Origin of the sequence: Hyphomonas sp. UBA3601 (genome assembly GCF_002375605.1) — a bacterium.
In the GTDB taxonomy this organism is placed as follows: Bacteria; Pseudomonadota; Alphaproteobacteria; order Caulobacterales; family Hyphomonadaceae; genus Hyphomonas.
This window is the reverse complement of the sequence record NZ_DFME01000077.1, coordinates 9,337-31,388: the sequence shown is the minus strand read 5'-3', so window position 1 is coordinate 31,388 and position 22,052 is coordinate 9,337. Positions and strand designations below refer to the sequence as shown.

The 22,052-nt window shown below is 54.3% G+C and carries 19 protein-coding genes; 8 read left to right on the top strand and 11 right to left on the bottom strand.

All coding sequences use genetic code 11. The features are described from left to right. The first annotated feature begins 252 nt into the window (after positions 1-252). Entirely contained in the window at positions 253-1,023 is a 771-nt protein-coding gene (locus B4F73_RS07765; RefSeq protein ID WP_290482929.1) for an HAD-IIA family hydrolase, read from the top strand. On the opposite strand, the gene B4F73_RS07760 is transcribed toward B4F73_RS07765, so the two are convergent. Then, on the bottom strand, positions 1,009-1,911 hold the full coding sequence (locus B4F73_RS07760; RefSeq protein WP_290479397.1) for a MurR/RpiR family transcriptional regulator: 903 nt from the start codon (positions 1,909-1,911) through the stop codon (positions 1,009-1,011). The two genes, B4F73_RS07765 and B4F73_RS07760, sit on opposite strands and share 15 nt — an antisense overlap. 167 nt (positions 1,912-2,078) lie before the next feature. Here B4F73_RS07760 and B4F73_RS07755 point away from each other — a divergent pair, with 167 nt between their 5' ends. From B4F73_RS07755 to B4F73_RS07725, 7 genes are all read left to right on the top strand, one after another. After that, a complete protein-coding gene (locus B4F73_RS07755) occupies positions 2,079-3,011 on the top strand; it encodes a phosphate/phosphite/phosphonate ABC transporter substrate-binding protein (protein WP_290479396.1) in 933 nt (310 codons plus the stop codon). A gap of 29 nt (positions 3,012-3,040) precedes the next feature. After that, on the top strand, positions 3,041-3,829 hold the full coding sequence (locus tag B4F73_RS07750) for a phosphonate ABC transporter ATP-binding protein (RefSeq protein WP_290482928.1): 789 nt from the start codon (positions 3,041-3,043) through the stop codon (positions 3,827-3,829). 136 nt (positions 3,830-3,965) lie between these two features. After that, positions 3,966-4,844, top strand: a complete 879-nt coding sequence (gene phnE, locus B4F73_RS07745) for a phosphonate ABC transporter, permease protein PhnE (protein WP_242517343.1) — start codon at positions 3,966-3,968, stop codon at positions 4,842-4,844. A gap of 320 nt (positions 4,845-5,164) precedes the next feature. Continuing rightward, the gene (locus tag B4F73_RS07740) at positions 5,165-5,764 is read left to right on the top strand and encodes an ANTAR domain-containing response regulator (protein WP_206990933.1); all 600 of its coding nucleotides are present in this window, start codon (positions 5,165-5,167) and stop codon (positions 5,762-5,764) included. A gap of 356 nt (positions 5,765-6,120) precedes the next feature. After that, on the top strand, positions 6,121-8,742 hold the full coding sequence (locus tag B4F73_RS07735) for a TonB-dependent receptor plug domain-containing protein (protein WP_206990934.1): 2,622 nt from the start codon (positions 6,121-6,123) through the stop codon (positions 8,740-8,742). A gap of 112 nt (positions 8,743-8,854) precedes the next feature. Continuing rightward, the gene (locus tag B4F73_RS07730) at positions 8,855-9,691 is read left to right on the top strand and encodes a sulfite exporter TauE/SafE family protein (protein WP_206990935.1); all 837 of its coding nucleotides are present in this window, start codon (positions 8,855-8,857) and stop codon (positions 9,689-9,691) included. 59 nt (positions 9,692-9,750) lie between these two features. Next, entirely contained in the window at positions 9,751-10,896 is a 1,146-nt protein-coding gene (locus tag B4F73_RS07725) for a pyridoxal phosphate-dependent aminotransferase (RefSeq protein WP_290482927.1), read from the top strand. Between the two features lie 168 nt (positions 10,897-11,064). Here B4F73_RS07725 and B4F73_RS07720 read toward each other — a convergent pair whose 3' ends face one another. From B4F73_RS07720 to B4F73_RS07675, 10 genes are all read right to left on the bottom strand, one after another. Further along, positions 11,065-11,946 (bottom strand): TauD/TfdA dioxygenase family protein, encoded by an 882-nt coding sequence (locus tag B4F73_RS07720; protein WP_290479394.1) that lies wholly within the window; start codon positions 11,944-11,946, stop codon positions 11,065-11,067. Between the two features lie 38 nt (positions 11,947-11,984). Next, the gene (locus tag B4F73_RS07715; protein WP_290482926.1) at positions 11,985-14,282 is read right to left on the bottom strand and encodes a TonB-dependent receptor; all 2,298 of its coding nucleotides are present in this window, start codon (positions 14,280-14,282) and stop codon (positions 11,985-11,987) included. Between the two features lie 212 nt (positions 14,283-14,494). Next, a complete protein-coding gene (locus B4F73_RS07710; RefSeq protein WP_290482925.1) occupies positions 14,495-15,730 on the bottom strand; it encodes a CynX/NimT family MFS transporter in 1,236 nt (411 codons plus the stop codon). Positions 15,731-15,896: 166 nt separating this feature from the next. Further along, complete coding sequence (locus B4F73_RS07705) at positions 15,897-16,574, bottom strand: cysteine hydrolase family protein (protein ID WP_290482924.1); 678 nt, start codon at positions 16,572-16,574, stop codon at positions 15,897-15,899. Beyond that, positions 16,575-17,693: an LLM class flavin-dependent oxidoreductase gene (locus B4F73_RS07700; RefSeq protein ID WP_290482923.1), complete on the bottom strand. Its 1,119-nt coding sequence runs from the start codon at positions 17,691-17,693 to the stop codon at positions 16,575-16,577. It abuts the gene before it with no gap. 106 nt (positions 17,694-17,799) lie between these two features. Continuing rightward, positions 17,800-18,120, bottom strand: coding sequence for a 2Fe-2S iron-sulfur cluster-binding protein (locus B4F73_RS07695; protein ID WP_034811307.1), 321 nt, complete (start codon positions 18,118-18,120; stop codon positions 17,800-17,802). A gap of 56 nt (positions 18,121-18,176) precedes the next feature. Further along, positions 18,177-19,256, bottom strand: a complete 1,080-nt coding sequence (locus B4F73_RS07690; RefSeq protein WP_290482922.1) for a TauD/TfdA family dioxygenase — start codon at positions 19,254-19,256, stop codon at positions 18,177-18,179. Between the two features lie 121 nt (positions 19,257-19,377). Beyond that, positions 19,378-20,211 (bottom strand): oxidoreductase, encoded by an 834-nt coding sequence (locus B4F73_RS07685; RefSeq protein ID WP_206990944.1) that lies wholly within the window; start codon positions 20,209-20,211, stop codon positions 19,378-19,380. Beyond that, positions 20,208-21,140 (bottom strand): ribokinase, encoded by a 933-nt coding sequence (locus B4F73_RS07680; protein WP_290482921.1) that lies wholly within the window; start codon positions 21,138-21,140, stop codon positions 20,208-20,210. Before B4F73_RS07680 ends, B4F73_RS07685 begins: the two co-directional genes overlap by 4 nt. After that, positions 21,137-22,052 (bottom strand): MFS transporter (locus B4F73_RS07675; RefSeq protein ID WP_290482920.1); only part of this gene is annotated, 916 nt, incomplete at its 5' end. The genes B4F73_RS07675 and B4F73_RS07680, both read right to left, overlap by 4 nt.

Genomic DNA, 22,052 nt, shown 5'->3' with positions numbered 1-22,052 from the left:
CTCAAACCGAATTTCAAACTTCTGTTCTTATCAAGTCTCATCGCTGGTCTCTCCATCTAACCCCAACACCCGCCAACCATCAGCGGGCTGTGGCCGAGCGCGATTGACGCCGCTTGCCACGAGGCTGCTCTAGAGGCGGAACGCGACACTTAGATGAAGATTCGAAAAACATTGCGTGAATGATATTTACTTCAGTGAAGATTTGTAATTGAGCATTTCTCAATAACAAATTGTCCTTCATCGGAGTGGAATATGCCCTACGCGTTCGCTACGCCGCGATCTGAAGAAATAGCCAACATGGGCCGGTCGGCCAAAGGGTTTCTCGTAGACTGGGATGGCTGCTGCGCACTCGGCAATACGTTGGTGCCCGAGGCCGCAGACTTCCTGCGCGCCAATCAAACACGCACCGCGATTGTCTCGAACAACTCCACATGCACGCCGGACGACTTCTTGCACATACTGGCCTGTAACGAAATTCAATTGGAACGCAACCAAGTCATCCTGGCGGGGATGGAGGCGCTCAAACGCGCAACAGGTTTTGCTGGCGCAAAGGTTATGGTGCTTGGTGATCCGCACATGCGCGGAACCGCCAAGAAAATGGGGATAGACCTGACTCAGGAGGCTGCAGACGTGGTCGTACTGCTCCGCGATGTACGCTTCACCTATCGCCGCCTGGAACGCGCGGTAAACTCCTTGAGCAATGGGGGCCACCTCATCGTCGCCAATCCCGACCAAACCCACCCCGGGAAAGACGGGGGAATAAAGCCCGAAACGGGCGCCCTGCTTGCGGCCATCAGAGCATGCGTGAAACTGGATGAAACAAAAATAGACGTCGTGGGAAAACCCTCCCCACATCTGTTCCAGATGGGATGCCAGGCGCTTGACCTGTCACCGGATCAGGTTGTCATGCTGGGTGACAACCCCGCAACGGATCTCGCTGGCGCAAACGCGTTGGGGATCAAGGCGGTCCTGACCTCCGCCAAATCACCGGATGTGTTTGAGATACTGCTAGAAGCGCTTTAGCGACAGCACATCGAAGGTCTTGCGAAGCGTTTCGGTTGCCCGGTCATAATTGGCCAGCGCGAGTGCTGCAATCAGCGCATCCAGTACGCATAGCTGGGCGATCCGGCTGGTCATGGCCTCGGTCCGGAACTTGGTTTCCCGAGCCATGGTGAAAAGTTTCACATCCGCGTAGGCCTGCAGCGGCGAACTCGAAAAATTGGTCACGATGATCGTCTTCGCGCCCGCATCCTTGGCCAATCTGGTTGCGGCCAGTGTCTCATGCGTTGCACCAGAGTGCGAAATGGTCAGCACCGCCACATCAGGGCCCGTTTGCGACGCGCTGATGGCCTGGACATGACTGTCCACCACCACCCGCGCATCAAGACCTATTCGCAGCATGCGATACTGCGCATCTTCCGCAATGGGCGCGGACGAACCTATTCCGTAAATTTCAACTCGCTTGGCTGCCCGAATAATATCCACCGCTGCGGATACGGCGTCGGCGTCCAAAATCGAGAGCGTGTCCTTCAGCGCCTGAACCCCAGCATGGAAGGTCTTCCGACACACAGTCGGCGTGTCATCTGTCGGCTGCAGATCTTCATGAATGAACTGAACCGGTTGCACCACTTCTTGGGCGAGGCTGAGCTTCAGTTGCTGAAAACCGGAAAGATCCAATTGGCGGCAGAAATTGATAACACTTCCATCACTGGCACCGGTCGCTTCAGCCAGTTCGGTAACCGACATCCCAACCACTTGTCGGGGATTGGAGAGAACGAAGTCGGCAATCGAACGCGTACTCGGCCCAAGCGAGGGATGCCGCACTCGAATGCGCGTCATGACATTGTCGACTATCGCCACATCAGACCGTCGCTTCGGCGCCACTTTCCGCTTCGATTTGCTCTCAGACATACACGCCCCTCTGGATTTCACACTCTTATAATTGAATTCTACTCAATTATTATCAAGGATATATGAATTGCGTAACACCAATGTCACAAGCCGATGCTACGTCTCTCACTATCGATGCTGCGGCGCACCAAGCTCATACGCAGCGAGGTGAATTTGGGAACTCGGACATGCGCATTCTGTCGACCATAACGCTTCTCCTGCTAACCGCCATGCTCGCGTTTACAACGCACGCTCAGGAAGCCGGCAGCCCGCAAAAGCCTCTTCGCGTCATGCTTATCCCCGCAGATGGTGGTACGGAAGACGGTACGAAAGCCGATTTTCAGCCATTGTTTGATGCCATTACACGATCCAGTGACTTGCATTTTACCGTCAGTACCGGGCAAAGCTATGCCGCCGTGATAGAAGCCATGTGCGCTGGCCTGACAGACGTCGTCTGGTATGGTCCGGCCTCCTATATAGAGGCGCGAGACCGCGGATGCGCGCAATTGTTGGCTGTCGAAGAACGCAATGGTTCATCCACTTATTATGCTGGTCTGTTTGTCGCGGCAGATTCCGACGTAAATTCTGTATTCGATCTTTCCGGCGGGTCGCTCGCACTGGGATCAAGTCACTCCGCCAGCAGCTTTGCGTATCCGCTTGTCATGTTGAGAGAGGACGGGCTCGATCCGCTAAAGGATCTATCAGCCTTGCGGATCACGGGAAGCCACACCAACAGCCTGTTGGCATTGAAGAACGGGTTGGTAGATGCTGCAGGCGCGTCTTTCGTGTCGTTCGAACGTGCGGTGAACCAAGGTAGCCTGGATCCACGCGCATTCCGGGTGCTCACCAAATCGAAACCAATCCCGAATCCACCCATAGCGATGAACACCGCATTGCCAGCAGACATCAAAGCAAAGCTCAAGCGCGCCATGGCAAATGTACATGAGGCTGAAGGCATTGGTCCGGCCGCCATTCGGGGATATGGCGGCAAGCTTGTGGATCGCTACAATACCGAAGTTGACGAAACCCTGTTTGATAGCGTGATCTCCGCGACATCTTTTCTGGATGACGACTATATGGCCGCGATCCTGCGCAAGGCTGACGCAGCTCAACGCGGCTGATATCTTTTCACCACGGCACAATTTCCAATATGACAGACCAACCCACTTCTGCGTCCACACTCCCGGCGCTGAAACTCTCCAACGTGTTCAAGTCGTACAAGGACGGTCCGAGAGTCCTCACTGATTTTTCGCTGGACCTCAGACCCGGTTGCTTTTGCGTTCTGCTTGGGTCATCGGGGTCAGGAAAGTCTACCTTGCTGAGGTGTATTGTTGGGCTGGCGCCTGTAGACTCCGGAGACATTCGGCTTCACGGGGTGCGCCTTACGAAAAAGCAACGACGTCACGTCGGAATGGTGCATCAGGATTTTGGCCTGACCGACAGACTGACGACAGCGCAAAATGTGATGTCAGGCAGCATTGCGGCGCTTTCCTGGTGGCGCGTCGCGCTTCAATTGTATCCCCACTTGATTCAAGAAAAAGCGTGCGCCCTGCTTTCGCGTGTCGGCTTGTTGGAAGATCATGCCAATCGGCGTACTGGCCAACTGTCTGGCGGCCAGAAACAACGCGTGGGCATCGCGCGCGCATTGATGTGCGATCCGAGTCTCATTCTCGCCGATGAACCCGTCGCCAGCCTTGATCCCAGATCGTCTGTGGATGTAATGGACCTACTGAAGAGCGCGGCTCAGGAACGTGATGCAGCTGTTCTCTGCTCGCTGCATCAAATCGATCTTGCTCGCGAATATGCGGACCGGATCATCGGTCTCAACAATGGCACTATCGTTTTCGATGGACCACCAGCTGCTCTTACTAGCGACGCAGTTCAGGCTATCTTTGAAATCGACGATACTTCACCCACCCTGCGAAGGGAGGTCGCGTGAGATGACGGATGCTGAGCACGACTCGCTACCTCACATTTGGTATCTAAAACAGCCTTTCGGGTGGAAATCACTACTTGTATTGCTCCTCATAATCATTGCCTCGAGTATCTCCGCAGAGCGTATGCAATTGGATCGCATGGCCAGCCAGATTGGAGACTTTGCGCTTGAGGCGGTCGGTCTGCGCGAAAGTTCGCAAATCGGCCGGGGAATGGGGAGTGTGACCCGCGACATGTTCCCTATAGCCATCTCCGACCGTCGCCCCATTGACTTGATGGACGGACTGGATGAATCCAGATTGCCCTTCCTGGCGCACATAGAGACGGTGGAAGTCCAAACAACCGAGCTTGATCCGGATACATTGCAAATGACCACAAAAGTGTCCGAGCGGCAGTTTCTCGTCGAGCCAATTGGATATCTTCTCTTCGTGCTCGGCAAGATGGTTGAAACAATCGAAATTGCAATCTGGGCCAGCCTGATTGCCATACTGGTAAGCCTACCGCTGGCGTGGCTATGCGCCAGTAATTACTCGCCCCATCCCCTCATCTACGGCGTGGCACGATCACTCGTGTCCCTGCTTCGCTCAATTCCCGAACTGATCAGCGCACTGTTCCTCGTGCTTGCTTTTGGGTTCGGTCCGATTGCAGGTATATTGGCCCTGTCATTTCACAGCATAGGCTTTCTGGGAAAATTCTACGCCGAAGATATTGAAGCGGCGAACAAAAGCCCTCAACAGGCGCTCAAGGCCACCGGGGCCAGCGATTTCGCCATCCTCAGGATCGCCGTCCTCCCCCAAGTTCTGCCGAGCTATACTGGTCTCTCCCTCTACATTCTCGATCGAAACATACGCATGGCCACGGTGATCGGCCTTGTAGGCGCAGGGGGCATCGGACAGGAATTGAAAGGCCGGTTCGACATGTTCCAGTATGATCGCGTCGGCACCATGTTGCTGGTAATCTTTTTGACCGTAATGGCGCTCGACCTCATCTCCGCCCGCTTCCGAAAAAGGCTTGTCTGAGCCAGCTTCTCAAAAGGGAACCGAACTCTTCGGCGCAAGCGCGGGACAGCGCAGCATTCTCTGCGATTTGGCTGACCACGCGCTGGAGTTTGAGGGCAAGTCAGTTGACACTTTCCGCATCACACCGCGGGCCTGTGCGGTCATGCTTCTTAGATACACTGTATCAAAACGACTTCCTGAGGACATCAAACAACAGGCAGACTTGTCCTTTTCTTGCTCAAAGGCGCGGAAAATGCAGCTTTGATTGCTATTCAAACTAAGAGATTTGGAAAAACAGTCCCTTTCTATCATGTGAGATTAGGAGGGAGACTGTATTGAACATGCCGGACCGAGCCGATCTATCAGCACTGTCTGTGCTTGTCGTCGCCAACGCACAGGACGACGTCGCAAATATACTGGAGGGTTTACCAGAAAGCTTCACGATAAGATTGCTTGATGAATTCTCTTTCGTAAGCATAGCCACCGAGCTTGAAGGAATCAGAGCCGACCTGCTAATTCTTTCGTCAGAGTCAGCAGGCACCGAGCAGATATCGATCAGCGAGCGCCTGGCTGCATCAACTCAGCTTCCTATCCTCTGGTTCGTGAAGCGTGACGAAGAAAACCTTGCACCGCAGGCCATTCGGGGTGGGGTGACGTCATTCGTGGTAGATGGACTTAATGCTTCGCGAATAGGTCCCTTGATCACAATCGCCGTGGAACGCCACAAACTCGTGTCGACGCTACAGGGTGAATTGCAGAAATCCAAAGACAACCTCGCTGCGCGAAAGACTGTGGAACGCGCAAAAGGCCTTCTGATGCAAACCCGCGGCATGAGCGAGCAGGAAGCCTATCAGTCACTCCGATCCACGGCCATGCGCCAAGGCAAATCTCTGAAGAGCGTCTGCGATGCTGTGATCTCACTATCGGACTTGTTGCCTTGATGTGACGATGTCAGCCTGGCTGGCTTGAACCGACCTCACTGCTCGAAGTTTCACCTAAGCTGAGCGAGGGTGCGTGAAAATCTGGCAAATTGTATTCATTCATCATCACAGAATACGTTCCGCTACCCAGCTTTTTTTTGACCTGAAAAGATTTTTCCAAGCCCAAAGACGGGCTTCAGTTCTGAAGGCACAAGGGGGTGTCTTCTGCAGCAGATAGCTGTCCTGGCCCAAAGGCGGGCCTCTCGAAACCGACTCGATCACCAGTGCCTTTGCTGTGCCCTGGCATTCGATTTCCAGTCCGTCCTTAGGCGGTCAAATTGTATTCGTCGTGCGGCGAATAGAGGGGTCAATACACTATGAGAGCATCCAAACTACGAACACAACTACTGTCGTGTGCCTTCGCCACAGTCAGTCTTTCCATGATCACAGCCGCGCAAGCCCAAGAGGGAGAGACAGATGACGTCTCGGTTCAGGAAGCGGTCACGGTAACGGGGTCTCGCGGGAAACCTCGCTCCATCCAAGATTCGCCAGTGCCAATTGATGTTCTTGGTGAAGATGAACTCAATGCGGTTCCATTCACGGACACGAATGATGTTCTGAAAACACTCATTCCATCCTATTCTCTTTCTCGCCAGCCAATTTCTGATGGTAGCTCATTTGTTCGCCCTGCTGAGATGCGAGGCCTGCCGACCGACAAGACGCTTGTACTGGTAAACTCGAAACGGCGCCACCGCGCCGCACTCGTGACAATTGGCGGATCCGGAACTCAAGGCCCGGACGTGGCCACCATTCCGGCTTCTGCCCTCAAAAGCATCGAAGTCCTCCGGGATGGTGCCGCGGCGCAATACGGGTCGGATGCTATTGCTGGCGTCATTAACTTCCTGCTCAAGGATAATTCTGAAGGCGGTTCGGTCAGCGTCGACATCGGCCAGTATTATGAAGGTGACGGCTTCCAATACACGGTATCGGGCAATTACGGCTTCGATCTGGGCGGAAAGGGCTTCCTGAGCGTTTCCGGCGAAGTCAGCAAGGCGGACGCGACCAGTCGAAGCGAACAATATTGTGAGTCCTGGTTCTGTCTCGACCCGAGCAATCCGGACTTCGACCCCACAGCTGGTTACGCAGCCAGCCTGACGCCCGAGTTCATCGAAGGTGTCCCGTCTGCATCGCTGGGTGACTTCGGCGTCGTTCAACCCTGGGGCCAGCCCACCAGCGAAGCCTTTCGCCTATTCTACAACTCCGCGTACACGATCAACGACAATGCCGAACTTTACTCCTTCGGCAACTATTCCAGCAGTAAATCCGATGGCAGCTTCTTCTATCGCTATCCCGGCAACGGCACGATTGAAGACTTGCGACTCGAAGATGGATCGATTTATTCGCCGCTGGAGATTTTCCCGGGTGGTTTCACCCCGCGCTTCTTCGGTGATGTCACCGACTATTCATTTGTGGGTGGCTTGCGAGGCCTCTTTGCAGGGTTCGACTACGATCTGAGCGCGCGTTACGGACATAACGAAATCGAGTATACGCTGGCAAATACGATCAACCCGTCCATGGGCCCCGACACGCCAACCGTGTTCCGTCCTGGAGACCTGATCAACGAAGAGGCACAAATTCAGGCTGACTTCTCGAAGGAATTCGAAGTCGGGCTTGCGAGCCCGCTCCTGTTCGCAATGGGCCTTAGTTATCTGGACGAGTCCTATGAACTGGTCGAGGGTGACAAGGCGTCTTATGAAGATGGTCCGTTTGCTGGCGCAGACCCGTTTGGCTTCTGCGATTCCATGGCTCCGACTGCGGCCGGTGTGGCGGTCATGGCCGCAGGCTCCACGCTCGACTGCTCTGATCCGGATGACCCAGTCTACCAGGTCGTCGGTGTAGGATCGAATGGCTTTCCTGGCTATTCACCGGCCTTTTCAGAAGACTATACGCGGGACTCCCATTCGATCTATGCGGATCTGAGTGCGGATGTCACCGAGAAACTCTTCTTGCAAGGCGCTCTGCGTTACGAAAGCTACTCAGACTTTGATGCTGAAACCGTCTGGAAAATTGCCGGTCGTTACGAGATCAATGATATTCTGGCGCTTCGCAGTTCGATCGGCACCGGTTTCCGCGCGCCGACGCCGGGACAGCAGGGTACCACAAACGTCTCTACCCGACTGCCAAATGGCTTCCCGGTAGCGACTGGTCTCTTCCCGGCCAGTGGACCAGTGGCGCAGGCACTGGGAGCGACACCTCTCGAACCTGAGACATCCACAAACTACACACTCGGCATGACCTCGAACTTCGAGAACATGAGTTTGACAGTCGACTTCTACCAGATCGATCTGGCGGATCGAGTCAATGCAATCTCCACTCAGGACGTTTCAAGCGATCCGGCTTCAGGGACAGCGTATGACAACTATCTCGCGCTCGTCGCTGCCGGTGTCACCGGTGCTGAGTCGATTGGCGGTGTGTTCTATTTCACCAATGCTTTCGACACGACCACATCTGGCGTCGACATCGTGGCAACATACACCATGCCATGGGCGAATGGCCAAAACACAAGCTTCACTGGATCGGTCAACTATAACAAGACTGAATTCGACAGCGATGTGGACGCACTCTTCAATGACGAAAGCCAATTCGACTTCCTGAATGGCACACCCAACTGGCGGGGCGTGTTCACCGTACTCCATCAGGCTGGTCCGATCAGCCTCCTTGGTCGCGCCAACTATTATGGTGGATATGAAAATGCGGCCTCATCCACCCTCGCCGATATCCAGGAATGGGACGGAGAAATCCTGTTTGATTTCGAAGCATCCTATGAAATCGACGATGCTCTCACCCTCTCCGCTGGTGTCAGAAACGCATTCGACAACTATCCAGATGCGGGCGATGCGGCAATTGGCGAAACCTGCTGTGGACGGATCTATCGATCTGACTCCGTCGTCGACTGGCAAGGTGGCTACTACTACGTCAAGGCATCAGCGACGTTCTGATGTTCACCAACCGAGCCACCGTGCAAGTTGATTTGGAATTGGGGGGCGTTCCCGGACGCCCCCCACACCTTCTTCTTCATCAGAACTCATTCTTTTCAGAATTGGACCTTTAATGCTGGGACTTGAATACGATCCAATGCAATTGACACAGCTAATCAGCGTTTTGATGGTCGCTGGCTTGATCGCCGGCTTTGTCGCAGGATTGTTTGGGATTGGCGGCGGATTCGTCGTGGTACCTGCTTTGCTTCTGGTATTCAGTTTTTTCGGCGTAGATGGTGAAGTGCTGACACATGTGGCCATTGGCACTTCTCTGGCAACCATCATCGTAACCTCATCCCGATCCGTTCACGCCCACAACAAACGGGGTGCCGTCGACCTTCAGATAATAAGGGACTGGGCGCCCTGGCTACTCGTGGGCGTCGTAGGGGGCATCATACTGGCCCAGTTCATGGATGGCAGATCCTTGAAGTGGGTTTTCTCGATTGGTGTTTTCCTGATGGGCTTGCACTTCATCATGCCCGTTCTGAAAGATGTAAAACTGTCTAACGAAATGCCCAAAGGGGTCGCTCTGGCCGGTCTTGCTTCCTTTCTCGGGGGATTTTCGGCTCTGTTGGGCATAGGTGGCGGAACGATTGCCATCCTTACCATGACCATGTGTGGCCGCCCCATACACCAGGCTGTTGGGACAGCCTCCGGGTTTGGCGTAATCATCGCAGTGCCCGGCGCAATCGGATTTGCGCTTCTGGGGTTGGGCGCCAGCCAGCTGCCCATTGGGTCTTTTGGATATGTGAACGTTCTCGCTGTCGTAGCCATCACGGCAATGTCGTTCATTACCGCGCCGCTAGGTGCGCGGGCTGCCCACGCACTGAACGGGCCTGCCTTGAAGCGGGTGTTCGGAGTATACTTGGTCGCAACCTCCGCGATCGTTCTATGGAATTCGTTCACCTGATTTCGGGTGACAAAGGATCAAACGCGTTGAGTAAAAAATGAATCAGGAAGGAAATGAAAATGGCATTTGACGTATCAAGACGGTTCTTGATGGCGGGTGGCCTCGCCACGGCGAGCCTTGCCGGTTGCGCAACCACAGCAGCCGAAACACAAGGCGCCTTTCCCGTAACTGCAACGCCGGATCCATATCTGCTGGGGCCTAAGGAAGGCGTGGCCCTGCTCTCCCGCAACGAGAATCCATACGGACCCTCCAAAGCTGCATTGAAAATGGTAGAGTACGCTGCCAACAAGGGCGCGTACTACACATCACCTGAGGCCATTCAGATGCTTGCACAGCTCATCGCGGACAAGCATGGTGTTGCGCCTGAACAAGTCGTTCTGACAACCGGGTCGGGCGAGGTGCTCAGCGCTATCGCGATGATCTACGGTAAGACGGGCCCAATTGTCGCCCCCCGCCTTTTCTGGGACACGACCGCTTTGTACGCAGTCAACCAGGGCGTTGGCAGTATCGATCGGGTACCACTTGCAGCTGATATGAGCGTAGACCTCGCGGCGATCGAGACAAAAGTGACATCAGACACAGGCATCGTACAGCTGTGTAATCCAAACAATCCTACGGGTATGGTATCAGACGCGGCAACGCTGAAATCGGCCGTGAAGCGCATGGCTGCAAAAACCACCGTTCTGGTCGATGAAGCCTATATGGAGCTCGCCGATGATCCTGAAGGCAATACCTGTATCGGGCTGATCGATGAAGGCCACGATGTCATTGTGACACGCACCTTCTCGAAGATTTTTGGTATGGCTGGATTGCGCATGGGATATTCAATTTCATCCGCTGAAACGGCGGAGAAAATCAGAGGTGTCGTGATGTCATGGTCTCCCTGCACTTCTTATGCTGCCGCTATAGGCGCCTACCAGGATGAGGCGTTCATAGCCTATTCGAAACAGAAAATTGTTGAAGCTCGTGAGATGGTGAACATGACCATCGATACGCTCGGTCTTGAGCGGCTACCGTCCCAGACCAATTTCGTTTACTTCAAGTCTGGTAAAGAAGCGAATGATGTTCAGAAGGCGATGGCGGCAAAGCTCATATCCGTTCGCGGACAATACATGGACTATAATGAATGGACGCGAGTTTCGATGGGAAAGATCGAAGATGTAGAGCGGTTCTGCAAGGCTCTTCCAGAAGTGGTCGGCGCGTAGTTGGTGCGACTCGCTCACGTCAATCCACATCAGACAGACCCAGCATAGGAACCTGTTGGCCCCTGCTGGGTCTGGGCTGCATGGTGTGGACTGAGTCGCATTGAGCAGTTTCACGGTGGTTTTGACCGGTCTTCAAATTTCATTCGCACTACCGCGATGAGTCAGAGGTCAAACAGTTGAAGCAACTGTCTCCAGTTTTTGACTTTGAAGTGCGCCGCTGAATGGCTTGTCGCCGGCTATTGTCACCCTGTAGCCGGACCGAACCTCTGGAAAATAGTCCCACACCGCCAGATGCTGAACGGCACGATTGTCCCAGAAAGCGATCGAGTGTGGTTGCCACTGAAACCGCACCTGAAAGTTCGGGTTCTTGACATGGTCAAACAGAAACTTGAGAAGCGCGTCACTTTCCTCTGAAGGAATTCCCTCGATCCGGGTCGTGTAAGACGAATTGACGAAAATACACTTCTTTCCGGTGACAGGGTGGGTGCGGATAACCGGATGCGTCGCAACCGGGTACCTCTTATCATAGTCCTTGAACAGAGCATGATAAACCGGATTGGCATCATGTACCGCTTCAAGCCCATCGAGATAAGCCTTCATCCGATCAGACAGCGCATCATAGGCCTTGTACATGCTGGAGAACATTGTGTCTCCGCCCGTTTCCGGGATCGTATGCAAGTAGAGAATGCTTCCCAGCGGCGGCGCCTCATCAGCGCTCAGGTCAGAATGCCACCCTTCGCCGGCAACATATTTGGAATCCGCATCCGCATGAATGGCGACGATCTCCGGGTGCCCGTCAATCCCTGCAACGGCCGAATGGATAGCCAACGGTCCAAACAGCCGCCCCAGATCCTTATGGGCATCATGGCTGATGGGCTGGTCCCGGAAAAATATCACCTGAAACCGGGCCAGCGCATCGCGTAGTTCATCAGCCTGAATCGGTGACAAGGGCTTCGTCAGGTCTATGCCCTCAAGGTCTGCGCCAAGATAGGGTGTCACCCGTTTGGCCGTAAAACTACTATAGTCCTTGTCACCGTCAAAGTCTGACACGTCAGTTACCTTTCGTTTCGATTAGCACAGTGTCTGGATCAGAATTCGAAGCCAAACGTAACGAGCAGCTGGCGCGGTGGCACATACTCATTACTAACCGTTCCGCTGGAGTATGGATCCACAAACCGGCCAGACACCCCTTCTTCATCCGCGATGTTTGTCACAGAAGCAGAAACGTACCACGGACCCTCATTCGGCTTGTATTGGAAATAGGCATTCCAGAGGCTGTAGGAAGATACATCATCGGCTCCGTCCGTATTAAAGATACGAGCTTCGTATTCACCCACATACACATTCTCGATCCGAGACGTGAGCTCTCCATGATCGCCAATCGGCTGGAACCAAGCGGCATACAGATTATACGTCAAGTCAGCCAGATTTGGTGGCGTGTTGCCATTGACTTGCACCGCAGCGGATTGGCGCGCCAGGAACCAATCGAAGGTCCAAGGATAAATCGTACCGGTCGCCTCGGCCGACGCAGCAGCGATATCCGCCAAACGACGATCCAACGCTTCGTAGTCCGCTGTAACTTCGCCGTCCAGCAAAGCCATATTACCGCCAAGCATCAGCTGGTCATCAAATGCCAGATAGCTACCTTCGAGTTCCAGACCATAAGTCTCCGCTTCAGGAATATTCCCGATGCCACCTGAATAGGGGATCGGATCCTCTTCAATGAACTGCATGTTTTCATACTGGTTGAAGAAGATGGAAGCGTTCAGTGTCGCGCGCCCATCCAGGAAAGTATTCTTCGAACCGAACTCAATCGCCTCGACGACTTCCTCATTATAGGTCGTTGACACGGTCAGTGCACCAGAGGAGCCTCCGTTCAGGCCGCCCGGTTTGTACCCTCGCGACCAGCTCGCATACAGCATGGAGTCTTCGGAAAGATCATAGTCCAGCCCGACTTTCCCAGTCCAAGTCTGGGTATCGAAAGAGCTCTGAGTGGGAGTTGAGTAATAGGAAGCGCCTTCGCCCTCATATTTATCATCATTGTAGCGAGCGCCGATGGTGGCGTTCAGATTTGTCATGATTGGCACCGTCGCCTGAAAGAATGGGGCGATGGATTCCCGGTTCACCGAGGAGATGTTTTCATAAGCCAGATTACCCGGGATTGCCGATTGAGGCGTATCCTTCGGAAGTACAGGTAGAGGCGGAATGGAGGTGACCCCCAACTCACGATACTCGACCACGTATTGAGCGGAATCTGTGTTGGAGTAAAAAACACCCGCGATCCAGTCAATTGGGGCCTCCGGCAGTGAGCTGATCGTCAACTCTTCCATGAAGGTCTCGGCATCTGTCGCCCAAGTCGCAACATGGTCATATCCACCATATGTCGCAATATCCAACCGATCAGCATCGAATGACTGGTCGTGCGTCAGATCTTGATAGCTTGTCACCGACTTGAGTGTCGCGAACGGCAGTTCATAAGCAACGTTCAACGTCGCCAACTCTGAACGCAGTTTGAACTTGGCGGGGAAGTCCTGTGTTAGCTCTCGAATGTCGGGGTTTGGATCCTCGAGATTCTTCAAGGCACCACCATTATGCTTGTCATTGTAGAGCGTATAGGAAAGCGTCGTGGACAGCTTGTCTGTCGGCTCCCAAAGCCCCGCGATGCGATAGTGCTCATTGTCGGCATCATCGAGCTCATATCCGCCATCTACACTGGTGGCAGTCGCATAGCCATCATGGGACGTTTGCTGAATGGAGCCACGAATAGCTGCCGTTTCACCTATGGGGACGTTGTAAGACGCAAACCCTTGAACGTAATTGTAGTCGCCGAGCGTTGCCTTGAAGGTGCCCTTGTACTCATCAAGGGTTGGCTGCTTGGTGATAATGTTGATTGATCCGCCCGTTGAGCTTTGCCCGAACACAGTGCCTTGCGGACCTCTCAGAACCTCAATGCGGTCAACGTCGAAAAAGCCCATATTCAACGCGATTGAATTCGGCAGGAACGCACCATCTACGTGAAAGGAGACGCCCGGAATAGTTGCAAAGTTTTCTGGCGTCTGCTGACCCACTCCCCGGATTGTCACGATGCGCTCGGACCCACCACTCTTGGTGATCATCAAGCCAGGCACATAGCCATTCAATTGGCTGGGGTCCGTAATGCCAGCCTGGTCAAGAATATCACTCGTGATCGCGCTCAATGCGATTGGCGCATCCTGGAGAGTAGTTTCGCGCTTTTCTCCGTAAACGGTAATTTGGTTCATATTGCGAACCGAATCGTCATCACCAGCAGCATCGTCCGCAAACGCGCTTCCACCCTGAATAAGGGCCAAACTCATTGCCGCACATGCGACGCTATACTTCAAAATGATTTTTTTGTTCCGACCCATGACATTATCCCTCAAGCTGCAGAAATCACAGAATTTGCGATACCCTACGCTATGTCCGGGTTTTGGGTCTGACTTGATTTCCAGCGCCAAAATAATTGAAAACTCTTTAAAATTGGCACTTAACACCTATTCTCTACACCCACAAACACAGCCCACCACCTCGCTGGACAGGCCGTGCAAAATGATCGAACAATGGTTATTCTTGCCGCATTCTAAACCGGTCGAGTGAACGCCTGAGAAGGCTTCAACATTCCAGGGTCGCGAAGAACCTGTATAATCAAAGCCAGCACACCAAGGGCCACCGCGAACGCAAAGAAGACGGGCGCGAACGAGCCGATTTTGTCAGCTGCCATTCCAGCTGCCAACGGGCCAAAGGCAGCAATAGACGAAATCTGGTGAGCCGCGCCTAGCAATTGTGCACCAATTACCCGCCCAAAGCAGTCCACAAGCAGAACCATGGTTGCGACAACGGTGATACCCCAGCCAGCGCCAAACATTAGTGATGACACCAGAACAAGGGCCGGGTTGGTCGCGACAGCAAACATGACGACCCCGACAGCCTGCAGCGCCATACTCAATGCCAACATGTGGCGGGACGAGAACCGCTCACAGAGCGGACCTGCCAGTCCTTTGAACGCGAGCGATACGAACGCCATGAAGCTGAGCCCCAAGGCCCCGACAGCTGGAGACAGGCCAAGAAGCTTCAAGTGGCTCACAGCAATGGAATGCACCGTCGTAACGCAGGCGAGATTGAACGTGATGGCGGCCGCTATGATCAGAAACAGAGGCCGTCCGATAGCCACTCTCCAGGATGGAATAGCCCCGTCGACTTCCTTTGCATCGTCGGGCCCGCGCGAGTTGTCAGTCCTCGCCTCGCCTCCGGATACGTCTCGGCGCTCTGTGATGAATGCTCCACCAACAAGGATGAGAACGCCGCAGATGACAGCCAGCAGCATCCAATTGAAACGCCAATTTGTCCATTCCATCATGTAGTGGCTGAGGCTGGGACCCATAATGTCTCCAATTCCTCCGAGCATGAGATAGAGACCAATCATGCGGCCAGTATGCTCCGGAAACCATTCACCGATCAGCCAGACGGCCGTGACGTTCCCGGCCAGAGAGAATCCGGCACCCGCAAGGCACATTGCCGCGAAGAACATGCCAAGCCCCTGGCTGGCGCTGGCCAGCCCAAAACCCAAGGCGACGCAGAAAAACCCGAAACAGAAAGTCAGGCGCGCGCCGATCCGCTGCAACAGGATGGCTGGCAGGAAGCTGGTCAAACCCACGGCCAACCCCAGAATCGTGAAACTCAAACCAGCGGACGTGTAAGACCAACCGAGGTCATCCGCCATGACGAACAAAACGACCCCAAGAGAAGCAAATGTACTCGCATTCAAGACAAAAAAGCCGGCAACGACAACCGCAAAGATTATCCATTTTCGATACATGCCCGCTTCCCTTCAAAAAGGTGCGAGACGTCGATCAGATACGGCCTGATGCCGGACGTCCACCACGACCATACAATCGCACATGTTGGCGGCGCATTATTGACGGCATGCGAACTGATTTTTTAATCTTCGAGCAGAATGCAAAGTTGTCTCAGCAGCTGCTTTGTCAGGCCTCGTCCGAAATACCGCTCCAAGCAGAAAGAACCGACTTAGTATCTGCCAGCAAAGCGCAGTTCTTTTCGAGCGCCAACAACCCCCCGGCGTGCAGCGCATCTTCATAAGCCGCGCATGCATCAGACACCACTATCACGTTGAAATTTCGATGGAACGCCGATCGCGCGGTCTGGTCTACGCAGCAATCAGTCGTCACGCCCGCGACCAATACTGTGTCGATTTCACGTGCGCGCAATTGCTCCTCCAGATCCGTTCCATGGAAGCCATCAAACAAGACTTTCTCAATCTCGATGTCTCCGTCCTCCGGGAACAGTCGATAATAGTCGGAACCTGGCTCGTCTGCACGGCAGATTGCATGCTGGCCAGGACGTCCGCGCCGGGCATATAGATTCTTAAGGGCGGAGGAATCTGTTTCCTCCCGCGTAACCACTCGGACGAAAGCTACAGCTGCTCCTTGCACCTTGGCTACAGCACGCAATGTTTCCATCTTGTCGATGGCAGAGTTGATACCGGACATATCAACGCCCGCCATTCCGATCACGCCATCCGGCGATACGAAGTCAACCTGCACATCAATCAGCAAAAGAGCTGTTCGCGCTGGCGCAATGATCCCCTTCAAGAGGGATGGATCGACATGCGGAAGCGCATCAACAGAAAGCGACGACGTCATCTACGCGGCCCCGGCAAGCGCAGGAAACTTCGCCCGCAATTTCGGCATAACGTGTTCAGCAAACAGAGGCATGGCAGAAACATAGTCCGGGAAGATCAGCATGAGCCCATCAATTCCCGAAACTTCCAGCAACTCACCGATTTTCTGGATAACAGTGTCTGGTGAGCCAGCCACATGAGGTGCCATAAAGGATGAGCGTGCCTTTTTCACGAAAGCATTCTCCTCGCCAATCTCTGCGTCGAGAAAGCCGTAAGCACGCATCATTCCGCGTAAGGCTTCTTCATCCAAGCCTTCCCGGTAATGCAGGGCGGTCGCCTCGGCTTCCGCGTCGGTCTCGCACAGCACGATAGTCTGCATGGCATATGTGCGGATGTAACGCCCCATATCAGCCGCTATGCCCTTTACCTTGTTACTCGACTGCGCCAGCTTTTCAGGTACATCGCCGGAGAGAAAAATGGCGTCCATTTCATTGGCGCTGAAGCGCATGCCCACTTCCGACGAACCGGCACAAACCAAGAAAGGCTTGGTCGATGGTTTGGGGTTGGACACACAGTCCTCCAATTGAAAATAATCCCCCTGCATCGTCACCGATGGCTGGGTCCAAAGGGCCTTGATCGCCTGAATCCATTCCTTGGCGAGATCGTACCGGGCGTCGTGATCGACACCTTCCGGCCACATACCCATTTGCGAGAACTCGCCCTTGTAGGCACCGGTCACAACATTCAGGCCGGCTCGGCCTTTGGTGACCTGGTCCAACGTTGCAATCATCTTGGCCACGGTGCCCGGATTCTGAAGAATGGTATGAACCGTCGTCCAGACCTTTACCCGCTCAGTCACCTCCGCGAGTGCAGCCATTGTCACGGTCGCATCAAGCGTTGAATTCCAGTGCTCGGTTTCACCACCATAGCCGCGATACTTTGCCATAGACATGATGAAATCATATCCATGCTTCTCGGCAAGAACCGCCACCTGACGATTGTAGGCATACGACCCATCAAGCTCTGGCTTGTTCTTCGACAAAATCCATCCGCCATTCGCAATTGGCATAAAGATGCCAAGATCCTTGCCTCCAACGTCGGACGGCAGATCGAATTTTGTTGGCACCAGTTGCTGAGACATGCTTCACTTCCCTCATTTCCTGACTGGAATATCACCCGACATTTACCCAGCATTCTTGACTATTCGCGCCTCAACTATTGATCGGCTCGCTTCAGAGCGCATTTGCTCAATCTTCTTCCGGCGCCACTTCCACTCGCAAACCTGCCAAGGCCTCGGTGATGATGATCTGGCAAGATAGCCGCGATTGCGGGCGTGCATTATCTGAAAAGTCCAGCAATTCTCGCTCGGATTCCGAAGCGGCACCGGCAAGCTCGCCATATTCTTCCGCCACATACACGTGACAGGTCGCGCACGCGCATGCTCCTCCGCAAATCGCAGCAATGTCCTCTACGCCCGAATTGGTGATGGCTTCCATCACACTATGTCCAGCGGTTGCGTCGATGATTGCTTCTTCTCCGGATCTTTTGACGATGCGTAGTTGCGGCATTCAGGTCATCCTCTGTTTTTAACGGCTACGCGCGGCGTTCCGATTGCTCGGATACCTCAGGATATCATTCGTGGAACAGCGGCGTCCGCAATCTTGAATTTCCCCGCATTGTCATCGTCTGCACCCTCGCGCGGCTTTTCGCGAACCTGGACAACTCCATTCTTTCCAAATCCTTCGACGACAGGTCGTCCTGCATCCCGGCTCAGCCAGAGCCGCAAAAGGTGACGCTTGCGTTGTGGTTCCGGGAAATCGAAAAATTCGGTTCGAGAATGCAAAGCGCCATAGTTGGAGAGCCACTGAATATCACCGGGGCGGAAATCCATCTCGATGGCCATGCCAGGTTCATATGTGATCTCGTCAAACAGCTCCAGCACCTCTTTCTGCGCGTCGCTCAACTGTGGGACGCCGGGATAATCCTGAGCCGTCAGAATGTACAACGAGCCCGCATACATGCTGAACACGCCTTCTTCGATGCTGATGATCGGCGAGGTATAAGTGTTCGCTGGCGCATTGTGGTCTTGCCGGCGCCAGTCCCAGTGGAATGGCTCAAGCAGAAGCGGCGCCAGGTCCGGCCGGCGTCGCAAGATCTCATTATAAATTTCGGCGCCCGAAACGAGGCAGGATGCCCCCCCGGCTTTTGCAGGCCTCAAGCACATCAGGGCCACGACATCCGAGCTGTCGGAGTGGAAGACCAGCTTGTCACGAACCTTGGACGACAGCGCGGTTGGGTCATCCATCGTCTTGTCGGAGGTTGCATAAATGTGATCCAGCAGGTCGCCCATCTCGTTCTGTCGGATCGGATCACCCATATGCAGGCCGAGAATGTAATAGATCGCAGATGAAAGTGCGTCCGAGTAGAGATATGTTCTCAATCCACGAACGAGCACAAACCCGCGACCTGTATCTACATCACTTCCCCATTCCGCGATCGCGTCGGCACATGCTTTCAGCGGATATTCGGAGGCTTGAACGAACCGCAAGTCTGGGTCGTCTTCGACGAACTTTGCACCCAGATCCTCAAGCTCTGCGATCTGAACCGGAGACAAATGGTAGATCCAATCTTCGCCCGCCTTGATCTGGTCACCCCTCCACGCAGCGGCGCTGGTGACAGGCTCACATGTTTCCATCGTGCTCATGATGATCTCCAAACTCGGTTTACGGGGTTTTGCATCCTGGAGATGCTAGAATGAAAGAGTGAAGCGGTCTTGCCCGGTGTCACACAAATTCTTTCCGACAGTAGTGAAGGCATCGGAATTCTCACATGCCGTCTGCAGAGACGGCCAAGCTGACATTTTTGAACGCTTCGATGCCGTCACTCAAATTCGCCAAGTGACCTATAGCGTACTTATAGGCATCACTCCCCAAGACGAGCAGCGTGGGTGGAACATCCATTTCTGTCATCTCGCATATGGCGTGCGCAATCTTCGTGGGGGAACTCGGTTCCTTTCCTTTGCCTTCCGTCAGAACTTCATGAGCCAAATGCGCCGTGCCATCATAGTCCGATATACTCGGCGGGGCCGAATCCAGCGATCCACCTGAAAAATCGGTGCGCATGCCACCCGGCGCCACATTGGTCACATGGATACCCAAGGGCTGGACCTCATCAGCGAGTGTCTGCCCAATACACTCCATCGCATATTTGCTGGCTCCATATATTCCAGTTCCCGCCCAGGGTGCCAGACCACTCACCGACGTGATGTTAATTATATGGCCGCTTCGATGTTGGCGCATGCCCGGCAGCACCGCCTGGATCATGGCAACCGCGCCGAGCACGTTGACCTCGAACAAGGCCTTGATCTTGTCCAGCGGCGTCTCCTCGATCGCACCGGTGAGCCCATAGCCCGCATTGTTCACGAGCACGTCGATTTGGCCAAAACGCTTCTCGACCTCGTTGATCGTTTCACGGATGTCGTCAAAATGTGTGACGTCCAGAAAAATCGGCACGGCAAGTTGCGGATCAGTCTCCGCGAAGGTTTGCGCATCGCGTTCGGACCGCACTGTGCCGACAACCCGATCTCCGCGTTGCAGGACTGTCTCAGCCAGGTCTTTTCCCAAACCTTTTCCCACGCCTGTTATTAGCCAAGTTTTCATCCTGATACCTCCGCTGCGGTCATTTCAAAAATCGCAAGCTCAACGTCTTCCAGACTTGGCATTGATGCAGCTGCGCCGTTCTTTTCCACAGACAAGGACGCTGCAACCGAGGCGAAGTAGATCGCTTGGTCAAGTTCAGCTCCCGTTGCCAATCGCGCACAGAGCGCGCCACAAAAGCAATCGCCCGACCCCGTTGTGTCGCGAACCTTCGTGAGGCGAGCCGGTGTGAAGTCGAGCCGATCTTTGGTGATAGCCAAAGCACCGGCAGCACCACAGGTGAGAACAATGACCTGGTTTTCGTGAGCAATAAGCTCTCTCGCAAGCATTGTAATATCCTCGACATCTTCTGGCAGGACCTCTCTTCCGGCGTAGAAGGCCAACTCGGATTCATTCAGGATAAGGATGTCTGTTAGCGCGAAAAGGGAATCCCGGGCTTCAGCCACGGCTGGAGCGGCGTTTAGTACTGTAATTGTTCCCCGGTCCCGGTGTGTCCGGAAAAAGTCTACGGTCGAAGCGATAGGCGTTTCCAGTTGGGCAAGCGCAACTCGGCTTGGCTCAACTGGCTCAGCCATTAGGCTTAAACGATCATTTGCGCCAGCATGTACGATGATGAGATTTTCGCCGGCCTGATCAACGCATACATAGGCGCGTCCACTCGCTTCACCGGCAATGACTTCTACGTCTGCAGGCGTCACCGCGTGTGCGGCCAATTGCGCAGTAAGCCATTCGCCATCCTCGTCGTTGCCCACACAGGCGCGAAACCTCAAATCGGCGCCCGTTCGGGCGGCGCTCACCGCTTGGTTGGCGCCCTTGCCGCCAAGATACCGCTCAGATTGTGTCGCGTGCACAGTTTCACCTGGTCGCGGAAGGTCATGCACTCGCAAAACTATGTCCAAATTCACGCTTCCAAGAATGTCGAGTTTGCTCATGACGCAGATGCCTCCAGTGATGCGGAGGGTCGCTGTATCTCAAACGCAGGCAGTAAAAGGATAAGCGCGGCCCCGATGGCCAACAGAACAGACAGCACCCACACCGACGCCTCGTAACTGCCCGTCACGTCGAATCCCACATCCATAAGGACTGGTGCGCCACCCTGAAATATAATGACCACGGAGTAGTACACGCCGATGATCATACCGAAGGCTTTGAGACCAAAGTATCGAGACACAAAATAGGACAGACATCCGAACTCTGCGCCAAGCCCAACTCCCATCAAGGCCGCGCCGAAATACATCACAACCATGGACTGGCTATACTGAAAGCATAAAAGGCCCAATATCGCAGCCGCGAACATAGGTACCGCGACAATCGGCGTGTAAAATTTATCGAGCAAATATCCCGTCACCACCTGCCATCCCGCTGTGACCAGCGCGAAGATGCTGATTGCAAGTGTGGCCTGCTGGATAACGATACCTCGATCCATGAGCATCGGAACCACATGGGTGAAGATGGCAGTCATACAGCCCGCTCCGAGCGCGACTGCCGCCATCAAAATCCAGAATGTCCGAGTTGAAGTTGCCTCTGCGAGATTGACGCCGGGCAGAGGAGCCGCAGGGATGTCCGGCACATCAAGCTGTCGCTCGCGGAGCTTGATTTCCTCGACCCTCCCAGGCGCATCCCTCAGCAAGGCGAGAAGCGTTGGAAAGCCCAGGCAGAATACGATCAAACCGATGCCAATGTATGCGCCGCGCCACCCGAACTGGACCAGCATCAGACCAGCCGCGATGGGCATGAAAGTTGATCCGATGCCGTTGCCGAATCCCGCGGCTACGCCGAGCATCAGCCCCCGCTTCTCATCGAACCATTCGGATATGACTTTGGAATAGGCTGGTGTGGATGGG